At 57.8% G+C, this 20,028-nt stretch carries 21 protein-coding genes; 12 read left to right on the forward strand and 9 right to left on the reverse strand.

Annotation, left to right across the window (positions count from 1 at the left end; translation table 11 throughout):
* The first annotated feature begins 69 nt into the window (after positions 1 to 69).
* Both pyrC and rnt read left to right on the forward strand, forming a co-directional pair.
* Entirely contained in the window at positions 70 to 1,116 is a 1,047-nt protein-coding gene (gene pyrC / locus ACA051_RS23375; protein WP_497372101.1) for a dihydroorotase, read from the forward strand.
* Complete coding sequence (gene rnt, locus ACA051_RS23380; RefSeq protein WP_064679478.1) at positions 1,113 to 1,790, forward strand: ribonuclease T; 678 nt, start codon at positions 1,113 to 1,115, stop codon at positions 1,788 to 1,790. Before pyrC ends, rnt begins: the two co-directional genes overlap by 4 nt.
* A 76-nt stretch (positions 1,791 to 1,866) precedes the next feature.
* On the opposite strand, the gene ACA051_RS23385 is transcribed toward rnt, so the two are convergent.
* Complete coding sequence (locus ACA051_RS23385) at positions 1,867 to 2,469, reverse strand: peroxiredoxin (protein WP_109634439.1); 603 nt, start codon at positions 2,467 to 2,469, stop codon at positions 1,867 to 1,869.
* A 315-nt stretch (positions 2,470 to 2,784) separates the two neighbouring features.
* Between ACA051_RS23385 and ACA051_RS23390 the strand changes: the two genes are divergently transcribed.
* Positions 2,785 to 3,003: a bacterioferritin-associated ferredoxin gene (locus tag ACA051_RS23390; protein WP_497305082.1), complete on the forward strand. Its 219-nt coding sequence runs from the start codon at positions 2,785 to 2,787 to the stop codon at positions 3,001 to 3,003.
* 199 nt (positions 3,004 to 3,202) lie between these two features.
* The gene (gene bfr / locus ACA051_RS23395; protein ID WP_064679481.1) at positions 3,203 to 3,676 is read left to right on the forward strand and encodes a bacterioferritin; all 474 of its coding nucleotides are present in this window, start codon (positions 3,203 to 3,205) and stop codon (positions 3,674 to 3,676) included.
* Between the two features lie 174 nt (positions 3,677 to 3,850).
* On the opposite strand, the gene grxD is transcribed toward bfr, so the two are convergent.
* The 5 genes from grxD to ACA051_RS23420 all read right to left on the reverse strand — a co-directional run bounded on the left by grxD (position 3,851) and on the right by ACA051_RS23420 (position 7,500).
* On the reverse strand, positions 3,851 to 4,192 hold the full coding sequence (gene grxD / locus ACA051_RS23400; protein WP_497305083.1) for a Grx4 family monothiol glutaredoxin: 342 nt from the start codon (positions 4,190 to 4,192) through the stop codon (positions 3,851 to 3,853).
* Between the two features lie 97 nt (positions 4,193 to 4,289).
* A complete protein-coding gene (locus tag ACA051_RS23405; protein WP_497372103.1) occupies positions 4,290 to 6,398 on the reverse strand; it encodes a molybdopterin oxidoreductase family protein in 2,109 nt (702 codons plus the stop codon).
* Positions 6,399 to 6,530: 132 nt separating this feature from the next.
* Positions 6,531 to 6,821: a PlzR type 4 pili assembly inhibitor gene (plzR, locus tag ACA051_RS23410; protein WP_497305087.1), complete on the reverse strand. Its 291-nt coding sequence runs from the start codon at positions 6,819 to 6,821 to the stop codon at positions 6,531 to 6,533.
* A gap of 156 nt (positions 6,822 to 6,977) precedes the next feature.
* Complete coding sequence (locus ACA051_RS23415) at positions 6,978 to 7,313, reverse strand: hypothetical protein (RefSeq protein WP_497305089.1); 336 nt, start codon at positions 7,311 to 7,313, stop codon at positions 6,978 to 6,980.
* Entirely contained in the window at positions 7,294 to 7,500 is a 207-nt protein-coding gene (locus ACA051_RS23420; protein WP_094470898.1) for a hypothetical protein, read from the reverse strand. The genes ACA051_RS23415 and ACA051_RS23420 overlap by 20 nt, the downstream gene beginning before the upstream one ends.
* Positions 7,501 to 7,947: 447 nt before the next feature.
* On the opposite strand from ACA051_RS23420, the gene argF reads away from it, so the two are divergent.
* On the forward strand, positions 7,948 to 8,868 hold the full coding sequence (gene argF / locus ACA051_RS23425) for an ornithine carbamoyltransferase (protein ID WP_497305091.1): 921 nt from the start codon (positions 7,948 to 7,950) through the stop codon (positions 8,866 to 8,868).
* Entirely contained in the window at positions 8,865 to 9,974 is a 1,110-nt protein-coding gene (locus tag ACA051_RS23430; RefSeq protein ID WP_497305093.1) for an ABC transporter ATP-binding protein, read from the forward strand. Before argF ends, ACA051_RS23430 begins: the two co-directional genes overlap by 4 nt.
* 181 nt (positions 9,975 to 10,155) lie before the next feature.
* Here the strand turns inward: ACA051_RS23430 and ACA051_RS23435 are convergent, their stop codons facing one another.
* Both ACA051_RS23435 and ybaK read right to left on the reverse strand, forming a co-directional pair.
* Positions 10,156 to 10,938, reverse strand: coding sequence for a PhzF family phenazine biosynthesis protein (locus ACA051_RS23435; RefSeq protein WP_497305094.1), 783 nt, complete (start codon positions 10,936 to 10,938; stop codon positions 10,156 to 10,158).
* 15 nt (positions 10,939 to 10,953) lie between these two features.
* Positions 10,954 to 11,424, reverse strand: a complete 471-nt coding sequence (ybaK, locus tag ACA051_RS23440) for a Cys-tRNA(Pro) deacylase (RefSeq protein WP_497305096.1) — start codon at positions 11,422 to 11,424, stop codon at positions 10,954 to 10,956.
* A gap of 370 nt (positions 11,425 to 11,794) precedes the next feature.
* Here ybaK and ACA051_RS23445 point away from each other — a divergent pair, with 370 nt between their 5' ends.
* From ACA051_RS23445 to glpD, 4 genes are all read left to right on the forward strand, one after another.
* The gene (locus ACA051_RS23445; protein WP_497372105.1) at positions 11,795 to 12,646 is read left to right on the forward strand and encodes an MIP/aquaporin family protein; all 852 of its coding nucleotides are present in this window, start codon (positions 11,795 to 11,797) and stop codon (positions 12,644 to 12,646) included.
* Between the two features lie 75 nt (positions 12,647 to 12,721).
* On the forward strand, positions 12,722 to 14,227 hold the full coding sequence (gene glpK, locus ACA051_RS23450; RefSeq protein WP_497305099.1) for a glycerol kinase GlpK: 1,506 nt from the start codon (positions 12,722 to 12,724) through the stop codon (positions 14,225 to 14,227).
* Between the two features lie 94 nt (positions 14,228 to 14,321).
* Entirely contained in the window at positions 14,322 to 15,077 is a 756-nt protein-coding gene (locus tag ACA051_RS23455) for a DeoR/GlpR family transcriptional regulator (RefSeq protein ID WP_010457697.1), read from the forward strand.
* A gap of 311 nt (positions 15,078 to 15,388) precedes the next feature.
* Positions 15,389 to 16,927 carry a glycerol-3-phosphate dehydrogenase gene (gene glpD, locus ACA051_RS23460; protein WP_497372107.1) on the forward strand — a complete coding sequence of 513 codons (1,539 nt, stop codon included), beginning with the start codon at positions 15,389 to 15,391 and terminating at the stop codon, positions 16,925 to 16,927.
* 76 nt (positions 16,928 to 17,003) lie between these two features.
* Here the strand turns inward: glpD and ACA051_RS23465 are convergent, their stop codons facing one another.
* Positions 17,004 to 17,891, reverse strand: coding sequence for a LysR family transcriptional regulator (locus ACA051_RS23465; protein WP_497305102.1), 888 nt, complete (start codon positions 17,889 to 17,891; stop codon positions 17,004 to 17,006).
* Positions 17,892 to 17,996: 105 nt separating this feature from the next.
* Between ACA051_RS23465 and ACA051_RS23470 the strand changes: the two genes are divergently transcribed.
* Both ACA051_RS23470 and ACA051_RS23475 read left to right on the forward strand, forming a co-directional pair.
* On the forward strand, positions 17,997 to 19,364 hold the full coding sequence (locus ACA051_RS23470) for an MFS transporter (protein ID WP_497305104.1): 1,368 nt from the start codon (positions 17,997 to 17,999) through the stop codon (positions 19,362 to 19,364).
* Positions 19,345 to 19,755 (forward strand): DUF4440 domain-containing protein, encoded by a 411-nt coding sequence (locus tag ACA051_RS23475; protein WP_497305105.1) that lies wholly within the window; start codon positions 19,345 to 19,347, stop codon positions 19,753 to 19,755. The genes ACA051_RS23470 and ACA051_RS23475 overlap by 20 nt, the downstream gene beginning before the upstream one ends.
* Positions 19,756 to 20,028 lie beyond the last annotated feature (273 nt).

The raw sequence follows: 20,028 nt of genomic DNA on the forward strand, positions 1-20,028 counted from the left end.
GATAGCGAGTGCCTGAGAGAGTCTTTTCCGGTAGCATTCCCCAGAGTTTGACCCGCCTGGAATCCCCTCATGTCCGACCGCCTGACCCTGCTGCGTCCCGACGACTGGCATATTCATCTTCGCGATGGTGCTGTGTTGACCAATACCGTTGCGGATGTCGCGCGCACCTTTGGTCGCGCCATCATCATGCCCAACCTGGTACCTCCGGTGCGTAACGCCGCTGAAGCCGACGCCTATCGCCAGCGGATTCTCGCTGCACGCCCGGCCGGCAGTCGTTTCGAACCGTTGATGGTGCTGTACCTGACCGATCGTACCCAGCCCGAAGAAATTCGCGAGGCCAAGGCCAGCGGCTTCATTCACGCTGCCAAGCTGTACCCGGCCGGCGCGACCACCAACTCGGACTCTGGCGTCACCAGTATCGACAAGATCTTCCCTGCACTCGAGGCCATGGCCGACGTCGGGATGCCCTTGTTGATTCACGGTGAAGTCACCCGCGGCGATGTCGATGTGTTCGACCGCGAAAAAATCTTCATCGATGAGCATATGCGTCGTGTGGTCGAGCGTTTCCCGACGCTCAAAGTGGTGTTTGAACACATCACCACCGCGGACGCCGTGCAGTTCGTCAATGAGGCTTCGGCCAACGTTGGCGCGACCATCACCGCGCATCACCTGCTGTACAACCGCAATCACATGCTGGTGGGCGGGATTCGGCCGCACTTCTATTGCCTGCCGATACTCAAGCGCAATACCCACCAGGAAGCCCTGCTCGACGCCGCCACCAGCGGCAGCGACAAGTTCTTCCTCGGCACCGACTCGGCGCCTCACGCCCAGCACGCCAAAGAAGCGGCTTGCGGCTGTGCCGGCTGCTACACCGCTTATGCGGCGATCGAGATGTACGCCGAAGCCTTCGAACAACGCAACGCGCTGGACAAGCTCGAAGCCTTCGCCAGCCTCAACGGCCCGCGCTTCTACGGCCTGCCGGTGAACACCGATCGCATCACCCTGGTCCGCGATGAGTGGACCGCCCCAACCAGCCTGCCATTTGGCGAGCTGACCGTAATCCCGCTGCGCGCCGGTGAAAAACTGCGCTGGCGCCTGCTGGAGGAACACGCGTGAGTGAAGACCATTTCGACGACGAACAGGACGGTCAAGGCGGCGGAGGTGGTTCGCGCCACCCGATGGCTGAGCGCTTCCGTGGGTACCTGCCAGTTGTTGTCGACGTTGAAACCGGTGGTTTCAACTCTGCCACTGACGCCCTGCTGGAGATCGCCGCGACCACGATCGCCATGGATGAAAAAGGCTTTGTGTACCCCGATCACACCTATTTCTTCCGTGTCGAACCTTTTGAAGGCGCGAACATTGAAGCGGCCGCGCTGGAGTTCACCGGGATCAAACTCGATCACCCGCTGCGCATGGCGGTGAGCGAGGAAGCAGCCCTGACCGATATTTTCCGCGGTATCCGCAAGGCCCTGAAAGCCAACGGCTGCAAACGGGCGATTCTGGTCGGGCACAACAGCAGCTTCGACCTGGGTTTCCTTAACGCTGCTGTCGCACGCCTGGACATGAAACGTAACCCGTTTCATCCATTCTCCAGTTTCGATACCGCGACCCTCGCTGGCCTGGCTTACGGTCAAACCGTGCTGGCCAAGGCTTGCCAGGCGGCGGACATCGACTTCGACGGTCGAGAGGCTCACTCGGCGCGCTACGACACCGAGAAGACGGCCGAGCTGTTCTGCGGCATCGTCAATCGCTGGAAACAAATGGGCGGCTGGGAAGACTTCAACGACTGATTCCGGTCGCTGGGTTTATCCCGCCCATAAAAAAACCGGCCTCATCGGCCGGTTTTTTTATGCCTGACGCTTGGGCTTACAGCGCCGCAGCGTTCTCGGTCAGGTAAGCCGCGACGCCTTCGGTCGAAGCGGTCATGCCTTTGTCGCCTTTTTTCCAGTTGGCAGGGCAAACTTCGCCGTGCTCTTCGTGGAATTGCAGCGCGTCGACCAGACGGATCAGCTCTTCCATGTTACGGCCCAGCGGCAGGTCGTTGATGATCTGCGAACGGACAATGCCTTTGTCGTCGATCAGGAACGCGCCACGGAAAGCCACACCGCCTTCGGACTCAACGTCGTAGGCCTTGGCGATTTCGTGCTTCATGTCGGCAGCCATGGTGTAACGAACCTGGCCGATACCGCCATTGTTCACCGGGGTGTTGCGCCATGCGTTGTGGGTGAAGTGCGAATCGATCGACACCGCGACCACTTCTACGTTACGCGCCTTGAAGTCAGCCATACGGTTGTCCAGAGCGATCAGCTCGGATGGGCAAACGAAAGTGAAGTCCAGTGGGTAGAAGAACACCAGGCCGTATTTTCCTTTGATGGCCGAGGACAAGGTGTAGCTGTCTACGATTTCGCCATTGCCGAGGACGGCAGGTACGGTGAAGTCCGGGGCTTGTTTGCCTACGAGTACGCTCATTGAATATCTCCTGGTCTATATATCGTGAAGAACTGGGTTCGCGTCAGCCTGCCACCCTCAGGCGACAGCCCTGTGACACGACCCCCTTCGCAAGGACCGACCATCATACACGGCGTTTTTCAGCTGTCCTCAACGGTTTTTCATCGGCGCACCAAATTGGCCATCGCGGCAGGTAATGGCAGATGCCTGGATGAAAACCGTTCGTCAGTCATACGCGCTTATAACGCAAAGCTTTCAGAAACCACTTTGACAATCATTCTCGTTAACATTAAGATCCATCGCAACTGAGTCACCACCAGCGACGGTTCTTAGCTTATGTATGTTTGCCTCTGCACTGGCGTCACCGACGGTCAAATCCGCGATGCAATCTATGAAGGTTGCTGCAGCTACAAGGAAGTCCGTCAGGCTACCGGCGTAGCCAGCCAATGCGGTAAATGCGCCTGCCTTGCCAAGGAAGTGGTGCGTGAAACCCTGACCAAATTGCAATCGACCCAGGCTGCGATTCCTTTCCCTGTAGAATTTACTGCCGCGTAAATACCGTATTCCAAAGAACCGGACTTGATGTCCGGTTTTTTTATGTCTGGAAATCAACCGCTTACGCTCTAGACGCGGAACACAAACATTCTTATTCCGATTAATTTTCACTTAAGTTTCAATAACTTAGGTTTGACACTCTTAGTTGTGCGGCTCAAACTCTGCTTTATAGACAGCTAATACAGGGCAGGACCCCATCATGAAAGGCGACATTACAGTCATCCAGCATCTCAACAAGATCCTTGCCAATGAGCTGGTCGCGATCAATCAATACTTTCTGCATGCGCGCATGTACGAAGATTGGGGTCTGAACAAGCTCGGCAAGCACGAATACCACGAATCCATCGACGAGATGAAACACGCGGACAAGCTGATCAAGCGCATCCTGTTTCTCGAAGGCCTGCCGAACGTCCAGGACCTAGGCAAGCTGCAGATCGGCGAACACACCCAGGAAATGCTTGAGTGCGACCTGCGTATCGAAAAAACCGGTCATGCCGACCTCAAGGTTGCCATCGCTCATTGCGAAACCGTTGGTGACTTCGGTAGCCGTGAATTGCTCGAAGATATCCTTGAGTCCGAAGAAGAACACATCGACTGGCTGGAAACCCAACTGGGCCTGATCGATAAAGTCGGTCTTGAGAACTATCTGCAATCGCAGATGGGCGAAGAGTAAGTTAGCGCCTGCTGAACTCGAGACATAAAAAAGCCCCGCACTCTTTTATAGAGGCGGGGCTTTTTAATGCCCCTGTAGGAGCGAAGCTTGCTCGCGAAAGCGGTAGTCCAGTCAACTTATGTGCTGAATGTTGTACCGCTTTCGCGAGCAAGCTTCGCTCCTACAGGTACCGGGTCAGGCTTCGGTCTTGTTGGCAGCAGCCGCTTCAACAGCCGCCTTGATCGTGGTCTGCAACGAACCGTCACCAGCCATCTCAGTCATGATGTCGCTACCGCCGACCAGCTCACCACCGACCCACAGTTGCGGGAAGGTTGGCCAGTTGGCGTATTTCGGCAGGTTGGCGCGGATTTCCGGGTTCTGCAGGATGTCCACGTAAGCAAACTTTTCACCACATGCCATCACGGCCTGCGCGGCTTTCGCGGAGAAGCCACACTGCGGGGCATTCGGCGAACCTTTCATGTAAAGCAGAATGGTGTTGTTAGCAATCTGCTCTTTAATCGTTTCGATGATATCCATGGAGCACCTCGGCTGAACTTTCCGACTCAGAGGTCGGCACGGTGGCGCATTGTAACGGAAACCCGAGCGCCATGCTCGGTCTCCCCGATAGACACAATCAAGCCGCCGCCACCGTTACCGGAACACCGTTCAACGCCGCATTCCCCGACAACTCGTCGAGCTGACATTCATCGGTCAAGTCATTGGCGCTGGAGCCCGGTTGACTACTGGCGATCGTCATCTGCACGCCCGGACGCGCATGGCCCCAGCCGTGAGGCAGGCTGACCACGCCTTTCATCATGTCCAGGCTGGCGACCACCTCCACTTCGATCACGCCGACCCGCGAACTGACACGCACGCGCTGCCCATCACCGAGTCCACGGCTAGCCAGGTCATCCGGGTGCATCAGCAATTGATGACGCGGCTTGCCCTTCACCAGACGGTGATAGTTGTGCATCCACGAGTTGTTGCTGCGCACATGGCGACGACCAATCATCAGCAATTCGTCGGCAGCCGGCGCTTGCAGCGCGGCGAAGCGTGCCAGGTCGGCGAGAATCGCAGCCGGCGCGGCCTGGACTCGCTGGTTGGCAGTTTTCAGGCGTAGCGCCAGGTTTGATTTGAGCGCGCCCAGATCGACGCCGTGCGGGTGATCGAACAGCGTCGCCAACGAAAGCTTGTGCTCCGAGGCATCGCCATACAGCCCCATCCGCAGCCCACGATCAATGATCTGCGCCGGTGCAATGGTCGGTTTCAGCTCCTTGCCGGTCTTCGCCGCGAACGCCTGGGCCAGACCGACAAAGATCTCCCAGTCATGCAACGCGCCTTCTGGTTTCGCCAAAATCGCCCGATTGAAACGGGTTACGTTTCGCACCGCGAACATGTTGAACGTGGTGTCGTAGTGGTCGTTTTCCAGTGCCGAAGTCGACGGCAGGATCAGGTCGGCGTAACGCGTGGTTTCATTGATGTAAAGGTCGATGCTGACCATGAACTCCAGACCGTCCAGCGCCTGCTCCAACTGCCGGCCATTGGGCGTGGACAGCACCGGATTGCCGGCCACGGTGATCAGCGCACGGACCTGCCCTTCCCCGCCCGTCAGCATCTCTTCAGCCAGCGCCGACACCGGCAACTCGCCGCTGTACTCGGGACGCCCGGACACGCGGCTCTGCCACAGATTGAAATGCCCGCCCGACGTCGAGGCCACCAGGTCCACCGCAGGCTCGGTGCACAACGCACCGCCGACGCGGTCGAGGTTGCCGGTGACCAGATTGATCAATTGGACCAGCCAATGACACAGCGTGCCGAAGGCCTGGGTCGAAACCCCCATCCGGCCATAGCACACCGCTGTCGGCGCCGCCGCGAAATCCCGGGCCAGTTGGCGAATCTGTTCTGCTGGCACCGCGCACAATGGGCTCATGGTGTCGGCAGTGAATGTGGCGATCGCCTGACGGACTTCATCCAGACCGTCTACCGGCAAATGGCTGTCGCGGGTCAGGCCTTCGGCGAACAAGGTATTGAGCAACCCGAACAACAGCGCCGCATCGCCACCGGGGCGCACGAACAGATGCTGATCGGCCATCGCTGCCGTTTCGCTGCGGCGCGGATCGACCACCACCACTTTTCCGTTCCGGGCCTGAATTGCCTTCAGGCGCTTCTCCACATCCGGCACGGTCATGATGCTGCCGTTGGAGGCCAGGGGATTGCCACCGAGGATCAACATGAAATCGGTGTGGTCGATGTCCGGAATCGGCAGCAGCAGACCGTGGCCGTACATCAAATGGCTGGTCAGGTGATGAGGCAACTGATCGACCGAGGTCGCGGAAAACCGATTGCGGGTTTTCAGCAGGCCCAGGAAATAATTGCTGTGGGTCATCAACCCATAGTTGTGCACGCTGGGGTTGCCTTGATAAACCGCCACCGCGTTCTGGCCGTGATGCTCCTGAATCGCCGCCAGACGTTCGGCGACAAGGCTGAAGGCGTCGTCCCACTCGATAGGCTGCCATTCGCTGCCCACTCGCAACATCGGTTGACGCAGGCGATCCGGATCGCTCTGGATGTCTTGCAGGGCAACCGCCTTGGGGCAGATGTGCCCACGACTGAACGTGTCCAGCGGGTCGCCCTTGATTGAGGTGATCTGCACGCCATTGCCTTCGACCTCGGAGGTCTCGATGGTCAGGCCGCAGATGGCTTCACACAGGTGGCAGGCACGGTGATGGAGAGTCTTGGTCATGGCCAGTCTCTTTTGTTCTGGGCGGGCAATATCGGCCGCGGGAACAAAACTATGGCGCCTGACCCGCGACTGCGCCAGCGACGTTCGTCTTGTGAATCGGCGACCATCAGGCCAGCCGATGACCACGCACCCTCAGTTCGGCGGCAACCTGGGCGGCGCCTGCAACTGGATCTCCTGAATGGTTTCGATCTGTTCCTGGGCGATGTGTATGCCGGTGAGCTCGCCGATCAGTCGCCAATGCTCGTCGAGCCCGGTGCTGATGGTTGCCATGCGATCGATCATGCGTCGACCGGCCGCCTTGGTCACTTCGTCTTCACTGCGCATCAATTCGAAGGACATCGACGTCATGGAAGCGGTTAGGTGGGTCAAGGAGCGGGCCGTGAGGCCAAGTAATTCCATTAATAGCGGTTCTTTCGATTCCATTCCGAAGGCTTCCTGCGTCACTCGTGAGTTAGTTATAACCCAGCACTTTGCATTAGCAAATGTTTCATCCAAGACACGGTGACCGCCGGCGCCTTGAACAACAGAAAAGACACGAAACGACCTTGTCAAAAAATGCGTACGAGCACACAGACAGACTTACTGCGGTTGAGAAATCTTCGACGCCTTCTTTTTTAGAGGTGAGGTCAAGGCCGTCCAGATTCCGCCGACCGCCAGCCAAAGCATCACGCCGGACCCGATCAGGATGATCGCTTTCTGGTTTGCCAGGATGCCCAGTTGATGAGGCTCGGCTTGATAGACCTGCAAAGCGATATCAACGACGCTCACCACGGTGAACCACGCCACCACCAGAGCAGCTCCATGCTTCAGGTCCGGCGTCGATCGCGCGAGTAGCGAAGCCCCCAGGTAGATTCCAATTGCGACCAATCCCCCCACTACCAAAAGCTGGGTCGAATCAATCTGCAATCGCGTCATCCCTGAAATTCTTCACGCCGATAAAAGCGCCGACGATGGCGCCAACCACTGCGCTCGGAACGCCTGGGTAAATCGTACTTGCGATAATCGCGAAGCCCATGACCGTAGAAATCACAGCCATATCGAACGCCGGTGAAACACGACGAAGACGTGTAAGGCCAGTGTGTCTGGGTTTATTGATCGCCATACAGCGCTCCCTCCCTGGGAGTGTTTGACTTTGCTCAGTCGAGAATCCGCAACGGGGCAGATAATACCTGAGCGCAGTCCGATACCCGGCACCCGAAAACGTAACAGCAAACAACTCCTCGAGTTTGTAACGGGGCCCGGAGACCGATGTCCGGCGGTCTTTCATCCTTCGCCGGATATCGAGCCAGACACGGCATTTATTGCAATCGAGCTTCGGCAACGTGTACAAATGCTGCTCTCCACCTCGCAGCGCGGATCGCGTTGTAAAGCTTGAAACATGTTGGACGCCGTAAAAAAAGCCTCCTATTGGAAAAACGCGACATTTAATGTCAATATCGCGCCTCCCCCTATTTCGTCGCCCCGTGCGGCTTACGCCGCAGGTCTCGCCCGCTTTTCAGTTAAACAAGGCTTTGAGTATCTGCGGTCTGTTGCAAAAAGGTAGTCAATGATGAGCGCAAGGCACTTTCTCTCCCTGATGGATTGCACGCCCGAAGAGCTGGTCAGCGTGATCCGTCGAGGCGTTGAGCTCAAGGACCTGCGTAACCGCGGCGTACTGTTCGAGCCTCTGAAAAACCGCGTACTCGGGATGATTTTCGAGAAGTCCTCGACCCGCACCCGTATTTCGTTCGAAGCCGGCATGATCCAGCTCGGTGGCCAGGCCATCTTCCTGTCACCACGCGACACGCAACTGGGCCGTGGCGAGCCGATCGGCGACTGCGCCATCGTGATGTCGAGCATGCTCGACGCCGTGATGATCCGCACCTTTGCCCACAGCACCCTGACCGAATTCGCCGCCAATTCCCGCGTTCCAGTGATCAACGGCCTGTCCGATGACCTGCATCCGTGCCAGTTGCTGGCCGACATGCAGACGTTCCTCGAACATCGCGGCTCGATCCAGGGCAAGACCGTGGCCTGGATCGGCGACGGCAACAACATGTGCAACAGCTATATAGAAGCGGCGATCCAGTTCGACTTCCAATTGCGCATTGCTTGCCCTGAAGGTTTTGAGCCCAGCCCCGAGTTTGTGGCAAAGGCCGGCGATCGGGTCACCATCGTCCGCGATCCGAAGGACGCCGTGCGCGGTGCCCACCTGGTGAGCACCGACGTCTGGACCTCCATGGGCCAGGAAGAAGAAACCGCCAAGCGCCTGAAGCTGTTCGCGCCGTTCCAGGTGACCCGCGCCCTGCTCGACCTGGCTGCCGAGGATGTGCTGTTCATGCACTGCCTGCCGGCCCACCGTGGCGAGGAAATCAGCCTCGACGTACTCGATGACAAGCGCTCCGTCGCGTGGGATCAAGCGGAAAACCGTCTTCACGCACAAAAGGCCCTGCTCGAATTTCTCGTCCCGCCTTCGTATCACCACGCATGAGCCATCCATTACTGCTCAACCTGCGCAACCTCGCCTGCGGCTATCAGGACCAGCGAGTCGTGCAGAACCTCAACCTGCATTTGAATGCCGGTGACATCGGTTGCCTGCTGGGCTCCTCGGGCTGCGGCAAGACCACCACGCTACGGGCGATTGCCGGTTTCGAACCGGTGCACGAAGGTGAAATCACCCTGGCGGGCGAGACCCTCTCACGCCCCGGCTTCACCCTCGCCCCGGAAAAACGCCGGATCGGCATGGTGTTCCAGGACTACGCGCTGTTTCCGCATTTGAGCGTGGCCGAGAACATCGCCTTCGGGATCCGCAAGCACCCGCAAAAGGATCGCGTCACCGAAGAACTGCTGGAACTGGTCAACCTGAAAAACCTCGGCAAGCGCTTCCCGCACGAGTTGTCCGGCGGCCAGCAGCAGCGTGTCGCACTGGCCCGCGCACTGGCACCGGAACCGCAATTGCTGTTGCTCGACGAACCGTTCTCCAACCTCGATGGCGAACTGCGACGCAAGCTCAGCCATGAGGTGCGCGACATCCTCAAAGCCCGTGGCACCAGCGCAATTCTGGTGACCCACGACCAGGAAGAAGCGTTCGCGGTGAGCGATCACGTCGGGGTGTTCAAGGAAGGTCGGCTGGAACAATGGGACACGCCCTACAACCTGTACCACGAACCACTGACGCCGTTTGTGGCCAGCTTCATTGGCCAGGGTTATTTCATCCGCGGCCAGCTGAGCAGCCCCGAGTCGGTGCAGACCGAATTAGGTGAGTTGCGCGGTAATCGTGCCTACACCTGGCCCGTGGGCGGTGCGGTGGACGTGTTGCTGCGACCGGACGATATCGTTTATGCACCCGACAGCAGTTTGAAGGCGCGGATTGTCGGCAAGTCCTTCCAGGGAGCCTCGACGTTGTACCGTTTGCAATTGCCGACCGGGGCGCAGCTGGAGTCGATTTTCCCGAGCCATGCCGATCATCAAGTCGGCGCCGAGGTGGGTATTCGAGTCGCGGCCGAACACCTGGTGTTGTTCCAGGCATCGGGCAGCACGGCGGCGCAGATTCCGGCGGTAGAGTCCGGTGTCCGCCGCTACAGCACCGCCAGCTGACTAAAAAATCTGTAGGAGCGAGGCTTGCCCGCGAAGGCGTCAGGCCTGCCAAAAAAGGTGTCGACTGACACGACGCCTTCGCGGGCAAGCCTCGCTCCTACAGAAATCGATCGAAAATCAGAAAATCAGAAAATCAGAAAATCAGAAAATCAGAAAATCAGAAAATCAGAAAATCAGAAAATCATCCGAGCATTAGCGCTCCACTCGCAACCAGCGTCGCATTCCCGCCAATCTTCACCCGATCCCCTTCCAGCCGGCAAAACAACTCCCCGCCTCGCTTCGAGCACTGAAACGCCGTGAGGCTTGACTTGCCCAATCGCCTCGACCAATACGGAATCAAACTGCAATGGGTCGAACCGGTCACCGGGTCCTCATGAATACCGATCGCCGGAGCGAAGTACCGCGACACAAAATCATGCTTGCCGCCCTTGGCGGTGACGATTGCGCCCGGCCACGGCAGTTTGGCCAGGGCGATCATGTCGGGCTGACAATCGAGCACAGCCTGCTCGGACTCCAGCACGACAAACAATTCATTTGAACCCAGCACATCGACCACTTCGACGCCCAAGGCGCGCTCGACATCCAGTGTCACACCCACTTCAGACGGCACGATGGCCGGGAAATCCAGCCACAGGCGCCCACCCTCACGGCTCACACTCAATGGGCCGGACTTGCAGATGAACTCCAGGCGCTCCACCGGCTCCTTATAGATTTCAAACAATACATACGCGCTGGCCAGGGTCGCATGACCGCACAACGGCACTTCAGTCGTCGGGGTAAACCAGCGAATGTGCCAGCCCTGCCCTTCGCGCACCAAGAAGGCGGTCTCGGCCAGATTGTGCTCGGCGGCAATCTTCTGCATCAACTCATCGGCGAGCCAGGCCTCAAGCCGATACACCATCGCCGGGTTACCACTGAACGGTCGATCACTGAACGCATCGACTTGATGGAACTCAAGCTGCATAACCTTCTCCCTGATTCAGGCGCGGCCAATATCGGCGAACGTTGCCTGAGTGTGCTCGGCCAGCACCGCCGGCGCCAATTCAACTTCCAGACCGCGCCGACCGGCGCTGACGAAAATGGTCGAAAAGGGCTGAGCAGAGTTATCGATAAACGTGCGCAAGCGCTTCTTCTGCCCCAACGGACTGATCCCGCCCAACAGATAACCCGTCGCACGTTGCGCAGCGGCAGGATCGGCCATTTCGACTTTTTTCACGCCCGCCGCGTGAGCCAGGTGCTTCAAGTCCAGACTTCCGACGACCGGCACCACCGCCACCAGCAACTCACCTTTCTCACTGGCCGCCAGCAGCGTCTTGAACACTTGCGTCGGGTTCAGCCCCAGTTTCTCCGCAGCCTCCAGCCCATAGGAAGCGGCCTTAGGATCATGTTCATAACTGTGCACGCGATGTTCGGCTCGAACTTTTTTCAACAAATCCAATGCGGGGGTCATGGCAGCTCCAGACTGGGCGGCAGTAGAAAAATTCTGCGCTGGATTCTAGGACATTGATCGGCAAAAGACTCTATTGCGCAACTGTTTCAATGGCTTGGCAGCGCCGCCTGCCACTCGTCCGTGATCGACCCGCCGTGTGAACGATACGATCATTCACGTGACTAATAGTTGAATTGTGACTGATGGTTCACTTTCGACCTTTGACAGCAGCGTTTCTTGTCTATATTTTTTCGAATCTGAATACTGTACGAATGTGTCATCGCAGCACCCAGCAGCAGACCGAGAACAGGATGGGGATTCTGCCTTGGTGGAAAACGCGCTTTGGCCATGACGAAAGAAGCGCCAGACAACAACAAAAACGAGGTTTTCAATGACAACTGCTTTACAACAACCGTCGCTCTCAAGCCAATGCATGGCCGAGTTTCTGGGCACTGCACTGCTTATCTTTTTCGGCACCGGTTGTGTTGCCGCGCTCAAGGTCGCGGGTGCCAGCTTTGGCCTTTGGGAAATCAGCATCATCTGGGGTATCGGCGTGAGCATGGCGATCTACCTGACCGCCGGCGTTTCCGGTGCTCATCTCAATCCTGCCGTGAGCATCGCACTGAGTATTTTCGCTGACTTCGAAAAGCGCAAACTGCCGTTCTATATCTTCTCTCAAGTGGCCGGCGCTTTCTGTGGCGCATTTTTGGTCTACACGCTGTACAGCAATCTATTCTTCGATTTCGAACAAACTCACCATATGGTTCGTGGCACTCAGGCCAGCCTCGAATTGGCGTCGGTGTTCTCCACCTTCCCCAATCCGGCCCTGTCCACCGCCCAGGCTTTCCTGGTTGAAGTGATCATCACCGCCATCCTGATGGGCGTGATCATGTCCCTGACCGATGACAACAATGGTCTGCCGAAAGGGCCTCTGGCACCGCTGCTGATAGGCCTGCTGATCGCCGTGATTGGCAGCTCGATGGGCCCGCTGACCGGTTTCGCGATGAACCCGGCACGTGATTTCGGTCCGAAGCTGATGACTTTCTTCACTGGGTGGGGTGAAATTTCCTTCACCGGCGGCCGCGATATCCCGTATTTCCTGATTCCGATTTTTGCACCGATTGTCGGTGCCTGCCTCGGCGCTGCAGCGTATCGCGGGCTGATTGCCCGTCATCTGCCCAGCGCCATACCTGCTACAAAGGACGTAACACCGGCCATTGACGGCAAACCAAGAACTTCTTGATACCGTAGGCGCGTGATCCTGCCCATAAGATCGCGCGCCGGACCTCTCTCCCTTTTTTCGTCCAAGGCAATCGACATGACCGACATTCAGAATAAGAACTACATCATTGCCCTCGATCAGGGTACGACCAGCTCCCGCGCGATCATTTTCGACCGCGATGCGAACGTGGTCTGCACCGCCCAGCGCGAATTCGTCCAGCATTACCCGCAAGCCGGTTGGGTTGAACACGACCCGATGGAAATCTTCGCCACCCAAAGTGCCGTGATGGTCGAGGCCCTGGCTCAAGCCGGTCTGCATCACGACCAGGTCGCAGCCATCGGCATCACCAACCAGCGCGAAACCACCGTGGTCTGGGACAAGACCACCGGCCGCCCGATCTACAACGCGATCGTCTGGCAGTGCCGCCGCAGCACCGAGATCTGCCAGCAGCTCAAGCGCGATGGCCATGAGCAATACATCAGCGAGACCACCGGCCTGGTCACCGACCCGTATTTCTCCGGCACCAAACTCAAGTGGATCCTCGACAACGTCGAAGGCAGCCGCGAGCGTGCGCGCAACGGCGAGTTGCTGTTCGGCACGGTCGACAGCTGGCTGATCTGGAAATTCACCGGCGGCAAAGTCCATGTGACCGACTACACCAACGCCTCGCGCACCATGCTCTTCAACATCCACACCCTGGAGTGGGACGCGAAGATGCTGGAGGTGCTGGATATTCCGCGCGAGATGCTGCCGGAAGTTAAGTCCTCGTCGGAAATCTATGGCCACACCAAAAGCGGCATCGCTATCGGCGGCATCGCCGGCGACCAGCAGGCGGCCCTCTTCGGCCAGATGTGCGTCGAGCCAGGCCAGGCGAAAAACACCTACGGCACCGGTTGTTTCCTGCTGATGAACACGGGCGACAAAGCCGTTAAGTCCAAGCACGGCATGCTCACCACCATCGCTTGCGGCCCGCGCGGCGAAGTGGCTTACGCGCTCGAAGGCGCAGTGTTCAACGGTGGTTCCACCGTTCAATGGCTACGTGATGAACTGAAGATCATCAACGACGCCCACGACACCGAATACTTCGCCAACAAGGTCAAGGACAGCAACGGCGTGTACCTGGTGCCAGCCTTCACCGGTCTCGGCGCTCCCTACTGGGACCCGTATGCCCGTGGCGCCCTGTTCGGCCTGACCCGCGGCGTGCGCGTGGATCACATTATTCGTGCAGCCCTGGAGTCGATTGCCTACCAGACCCGCGACGTTCTGGACGCCATGCAACAGGATTCCGGCGAACGTTTGAAATCCCTGCGCGTGGACGGCGGCGCGGTCGCGAACAACTTCCTGATGCAGTTCCAGGCCGACATCCTCGGCACTCAGGTCGAGCGTCCGCAAATGCGCGAGACCACCGCACTGGGCGCCGCTTACCTGGCCGGCCTGGCGTGTGGTTTCTGGGGCAGCCTGGACGAGTTGCGCGGCAAGGCCGTAATCGAGCGCGAATTCGAACCGACCCTGGACGAAACCGCCAAGGAAAAACTCTACGCCGGCTGGAAAAAAGCCGTCAGCCGCACCCGCGACTGGGAACCACATGAAGGCGCTGAATAAGCCAACCTGAGTACTCGTATCGGTATGTAACTGGTAGGGAGCAGATTCCTGCGGCATCATGGGCAAATTTTGCACGGCAGCCAAAGGAAGCCCCATGAATCTGCCTCCCCGTCAGCAGCAAATCCTCGAACTGGTCCGCGAACGCGGCTACGTCAGTATCGAGGAAATGGCTACGCTGTTCGTCGTTACACCGCAAACCATCCGCCGCGATATCAATCAGCTCGCGGAAGCCAATTTGTTGCGTCGCTACCATGGCGGCGCCGCCTACGATTCCAGTGTCGAAAACACCGCCTACGCCATGCGCGCCGACCAGATGCGCGATGAGAAGCAGCGTATCGGCGAAGCCATTGCGGCTCAGATCCCTGATCACGCCTCGCTGTTCATCAATATCGGCACCACCACCGAATCGATTGCCCGGGCGTTGCTCAACCACAACCACCTGAAAATCATCACCAACAACCTGCACGTGGCCTCGATGCTCAGCGCCAAGGACGACTTCGACGTTCTGCTGACCGGTGGCAATGTGCGGCGCGATGGCGGCGTGGTCGGTCAGGCGAGTGTCGACTTCATCAACCAGTTCAAGGTCGACTTTGCCTTGGTCGGCATCAGCGGTATCGATGAAGACGGCAGCCTGCTGGACTTCGACTATCAGGAAGTGCGGGTGTCACAGGCGATCATTGCCAATGCCCGGAAAGTGATTCTGGCGGCTGACTCCAGCAAGTTCGGGCGCAACGCCATGATTCGCCTGGGTCCGATCAGTCTGATTGATTGCCTGGTGACCGATCAGCAGCCTTCGCCAGCGCTGGCGCAGTTGTTGAGTCAGCACAAGATTCGGCTGGAAGTCGTTTAACCCCCCCACATATTGGGTGCCTGTTCTGGCGCCTTCGCGGGCAAGCCTCGCTCCCACAGGTTATGTGCATACCCTGCGGGAGCGGCGGTGCGACGATTCGACTTGCTCGCGAATACGGTCGCCCATTCGGCACACCTTTCGCGCCTGATCGCGCACTTAAATGTTCGTAAATTTTCCTTTCCCAGCCCTTCGATCAGTATTTTCAATCGAAGTTGACTGGCTGTGGACGGCTTTATGGGCTACCATTTTCGCAAATGAACATTAATGTTCGAATTCCAATACAGAAAATCAAAAGAGCCCGAGGCCAGCCGATGCCCACTTCTACCTTGCCTACGCCCCCTCTCGCTGAGGTCTACGACATCGCCGTCATCGGTGGTGGGATCAATGGCGTGGGGATCGCAGCGGATGCCGCCGGTCGCGGCCTTTCGGTGTTCCTTTGTGAAAAAGACGACTTGGCCAGCCATACCTCGTCGGCCAGCAGCAAGCTGATCCACGGTGGTCTGCGCTACCTCGAACATTACGAGTTCCGCCTGGTGCGAGAAGCCCTGGCCGAGCGCGAAGTGTTGTTGGCCAAGGCGCCGCACATCGTCAAGCAAATGCGCTTCGTGTTGCCGCACCGTCCGCACCTGCGTCCAGCCTGGATGATCCGCGCCGGCCTGTTTCTGTATGACCACCTTGGCAAGCGGGAAAAACTCGAAGGCTCGAAAAGCCTGAAGTTCGGTCCAGACAGCCCGCTGAAAAGCGAAATCACCAAAGGCTTCGAATACTCCGATTGCTGGGTCGACGATGCGCGTCTAGTGGTGCTGAACGCCATGGCTGCCCGCGAGAAAGGCGCCCACGTTCACACCCAGACCCGTTGTGTCAGCGCCCGTCGCACCAAAGGCTTGTGGCATCTGCACCTGGAACGCGCCGATGGCAGTCTGTTTTCGATCCGCGCCAAGGCCCTGGTGAATGCCGCCGGCCCATGGGTCGCCAAGTTCATTCGTGATGACCTGAAGATGGAATCGCCCTACGGCATCCGCCTGATTCAGGGCAGCCACCTGATCGTGCCGAAACTGTATGAAGGCGAACACGCGCACATTCTGCAAAACGAAGATCAGCGCATCGTCTTCACCATTCCGTACCTGAACCACTTCACCCTGATCGGCACCACCGACCGTGAGTACACCGGCGATCCGGCCAAAGTGGCGATCACCGAAGGCGAAACCGATTACCTGCTGAAAGTGGTCAACGCCCACTTCAAGAAGCAGATCAGCCGAGACGATATCCTGCACAGCTATTCCGGTGTTCGTCCGCTGTGCAACGACGAATCCGACAACCCGTCGGCCGTCACCCGCGATTACACCCTGGCGCTCTCGGGCACTGGTGAAGAAGCGCCGTTGCTGTCGGTGTTCGGCGGCAAGCTGACCACCTACCGCAAACTGGCCGAGTCGGCGCTGGCACAACTGGCGCCGTACTTTGCGCACATCAAGCCAAGTTGGACCGCCAGCGCCACCCTGCCGGGCGGCGAAGACATGACCACCCCGCAGGCGCTGAGCTCGCTGATTCGCGACAAGTTCGACTGGGTCCCGACTGAGATCTCACGCCGCTGGGCGACCACTTATGGCAGCCGCACCTGGCGCATGATGGAAGGCGTGCAGAACCTCAGCGACCTGGGCGAACACATCGGCGGCGGTCTCTACACCCGCGAAGTCGACTATCTGTGCAGCGATGAGTGGGCGACAACCGCGCACGACATTCTGTGGCGTCGCAGCAAGCTGGGCTTGTTCACCACGCCTGCCGAACAGCAGAAACTGGTGGATTACTTGAGCAAGGTCGAGCAGAGCCGCAGCAAGATCGAAGCGGCCTGATCGCAATCCGTCTAAACGAAAGCCGCTTGAACGAAAGCCCCTGAATTCGACGATTCAGGGGCTTTTTTGCAGGTGTTCATTGCGCCAGATGCAGCAACAGGAAATCAATGAATGCCCTCGATTTGTGGGGCAAATGCGGGCTGTTGGGAAACACCACGTTGACGGACTGCGAGGGCAGAGAATAGTCGGGAAACAGACGAATCAACCGCTCGTTGGCAATGTCGTCCTTGACCACCCAGGCGGGCAGCACCGAGACGCCCAGCGACGACAACGTCATGGAGCGAATGGCCGTGGAAGAGTTGGATTCAAACTGATTGATCCCGTTGATCTCGACAGTCCCCAGGTGCGGATGACGCAACGTCCACTGGGTCGGTGCCTGCAGGTTGCTGTTGGCGATCCACGGGACCGAGTTCAGGTCCTGAGGCGTTTGCACCGGGTGACGTGCAAAAAACGTCTGCGTAGCCACCAGGACAATTTCATAATCCGCCAGTTTACGGCTCTTGAAAGCCGAGTCCGCCAAGCTGCCCAGACGAATAACCAGGTCTAACTTTTCCGCCACCAGGTCATTGAGTGAAGAGTTGAAGTTATAGCAGAGCTTTATTTCCGGATAGCGCTCTATAAATTGCGGTATCAACGGAAGAATATAAGCCTCGCCGTATTCACTGGTGGAACTGAAACGCAACTTTCCGGTAACGCGATCATGACCTTTTAATACATTATCAAAAGCATTATCGATGTCCGCGACAATACCTTTGAACTCTTCATAAAAATCCAGACCTATTTCAGTGAGGGAGATATTTCGGGTATTTCGAATCAACAACGTCGCGGACAGCACGTCCTCCAGCGCCTTGACATGCAGGCTGGCCATGGCCTTGCTGATGCTCAGGTAATTGGCGGCCTTGGTGTAAGAACCAAAATCGACCACCGCCAGGAATGTCTGAACCCGATTAAGATGAGTGTGCATAGCAATAGAACTCACTGTTAAATCCCGTCAAACATTGTTTCAAGGATAGTCGTATCGACAGTTCAAGTCCAACGCCCCTATGCTTTGCGGCAAAGGGGAAATAACATGACCTATCGCTACAAAGTTGCACTGATATTTCTGATCGGCTTTTTTATAGACTGCATTAACATCTTTATGTCGGCGGTCGCACTACCGAGTATATCGGCGGCGCTGCATGTTAGTACTTCAGACGTTGCCTGGGTGGCTAACGCTTATATTCTGGGGCTGACACTGATCATTCCGGTCAGCACCTGGCTGGCCGGTCGTTTTGGCAGTCGGGAAATCCTCACCGCCTCGATGATCGTGTTCACAGCCTCGGTGTGGATGTGCGGGCTAGCCGACAGTTTCAACGAGCTGGTGATCTGGCGCTTCGTCCAGGGGATTGGCGGCGGCCTGTTGATTCCGGTCGGCCAGGCGCTGACATTCAACCTGTTCAACGGTGAGCAGCGGGCGAAAATATCCACGCTGGTCATGGCTGTTGCCCTGATAGCGCCCGCCATTTCACCGACCATCGGCGGCATCATCGTCGACAGCAGTTCCTGGCGCTGGGTGTTCTACAGCAACATCCCGTTCTCGCTGATCGCGGCATTGCTGTCCTGGTGCTGGATTAACGAAGCGCGGCCCATAAGTTTGCCCCGTCCCGACATCAAGGGCTTACTGCTGGTCAGCGCCGCACTCGGCAGCCTGCTGATGGGCATGTCGCTGTATGGCGGCGACGCTCCGGCCTGGGTGGCCACCCTCTTCGTCATGGCCGGCGTTACGTTTGTCGTGCTGTACGGGCTGCACTACCGCAGCTGCAAAAACCCGATCATTGAACTGAGCCTGCTCAAAAGCAAAAAGCTCAGCACCTCTATCTTTATCTATTACGCGATTCCCGGTGTGTTCACGGGGGTCAACCTGATGAGCATCTTCTTCCTGCAAAACACCTTGCACTTCAGCGCCCGACTGACAGGGATGTTCATGATCCTCTACGCCATCGGCGCATTCATCGCGATGCTGATCTGTGGCCGGGTCTACAACCGGATGGGCGCCAAGCGGCTGTTTGCCCTCGGCATGCTCTTGCACAGCGCCGGCATCGCCACCCTGTTAATGGTCAACGATCCCTCGGACCTCTGGGTGATCGTCATCGCCTACAGCTTGATGGGGATTGGCGGTGGCATCGGTGCCAACACCGCACAAACCACGTCGCTGATGGACTTCGAGGGCAATGACACCCACAAGGCCAGTGTCATCTGGAACATCAACCGACAGATGTCATTCAGCATCGGCGCCGCCCTCTTCCTGATGGTTTTCAACCTGCTCTTGAAGCATTTCGATACCACCCAGGCCTATCACGTGACCTTCGCCATCGCCGCGCTGGTGGGCCTGTTTCCTCTCTTTCAACTGAGTCAGTTGAACACTCAAAAGGACTGTCATGCACAACAAAATAGTTGAACAGGCGCACCACAGCATTCATCACGTGCACGAGTTGATCCACACCCTGTTCACCGACGCAAACGAACAGGGGCAGGCCGCGCTCGAGCCGCTGATGTCGGCATTCGCCGAGCACTTCACGATGGTCACCACCTCGGCCGCCATTGTCAGCAGGGCGATGGTCGAACAGATGTTCAAGGGTGCAGTCGGCGCCAAGCCCGGCCTGGAGATCGTCATCAGCGACCTGCAGACGGTCTGGCAGGAAGGCCACAGCGTGGCGATCCGCTACACGGAAACCCATCGCCTCGACCAAAGCGAGAGCTCACGGGTTTCGGTGGCGATCATTGGTTTGCATCACCACAACGCCCAATGGATCTACCTGCATGAAACGCAGTCAAGCCAGGAAAGCTGATTCTCGTATGAACAGCTGGCAGCCCCCCCAAACACTATTCGGTTTTCCGAACGCGACCTGTCGGTCGATTCGGTTAACCGGATTATCCTTCGCAAAAAAAGAACGCTATAAATATTTAATACCCTTATAAATCAATAACCTGACCTTGCCAGCCTGGCCTGGCACGAGTCATGCTCTACACTCTTGGACGAATGCCCTTACGCCCCCTTCAGGAGCCGTCAGGCATTCGAAGCACAAAAGGGCCGATGAACTGGCTCCATAAAAAAAACAATG

This window comes from Pseudomonas sp. LBUM1669 (genome assembly GCF_059695705.1).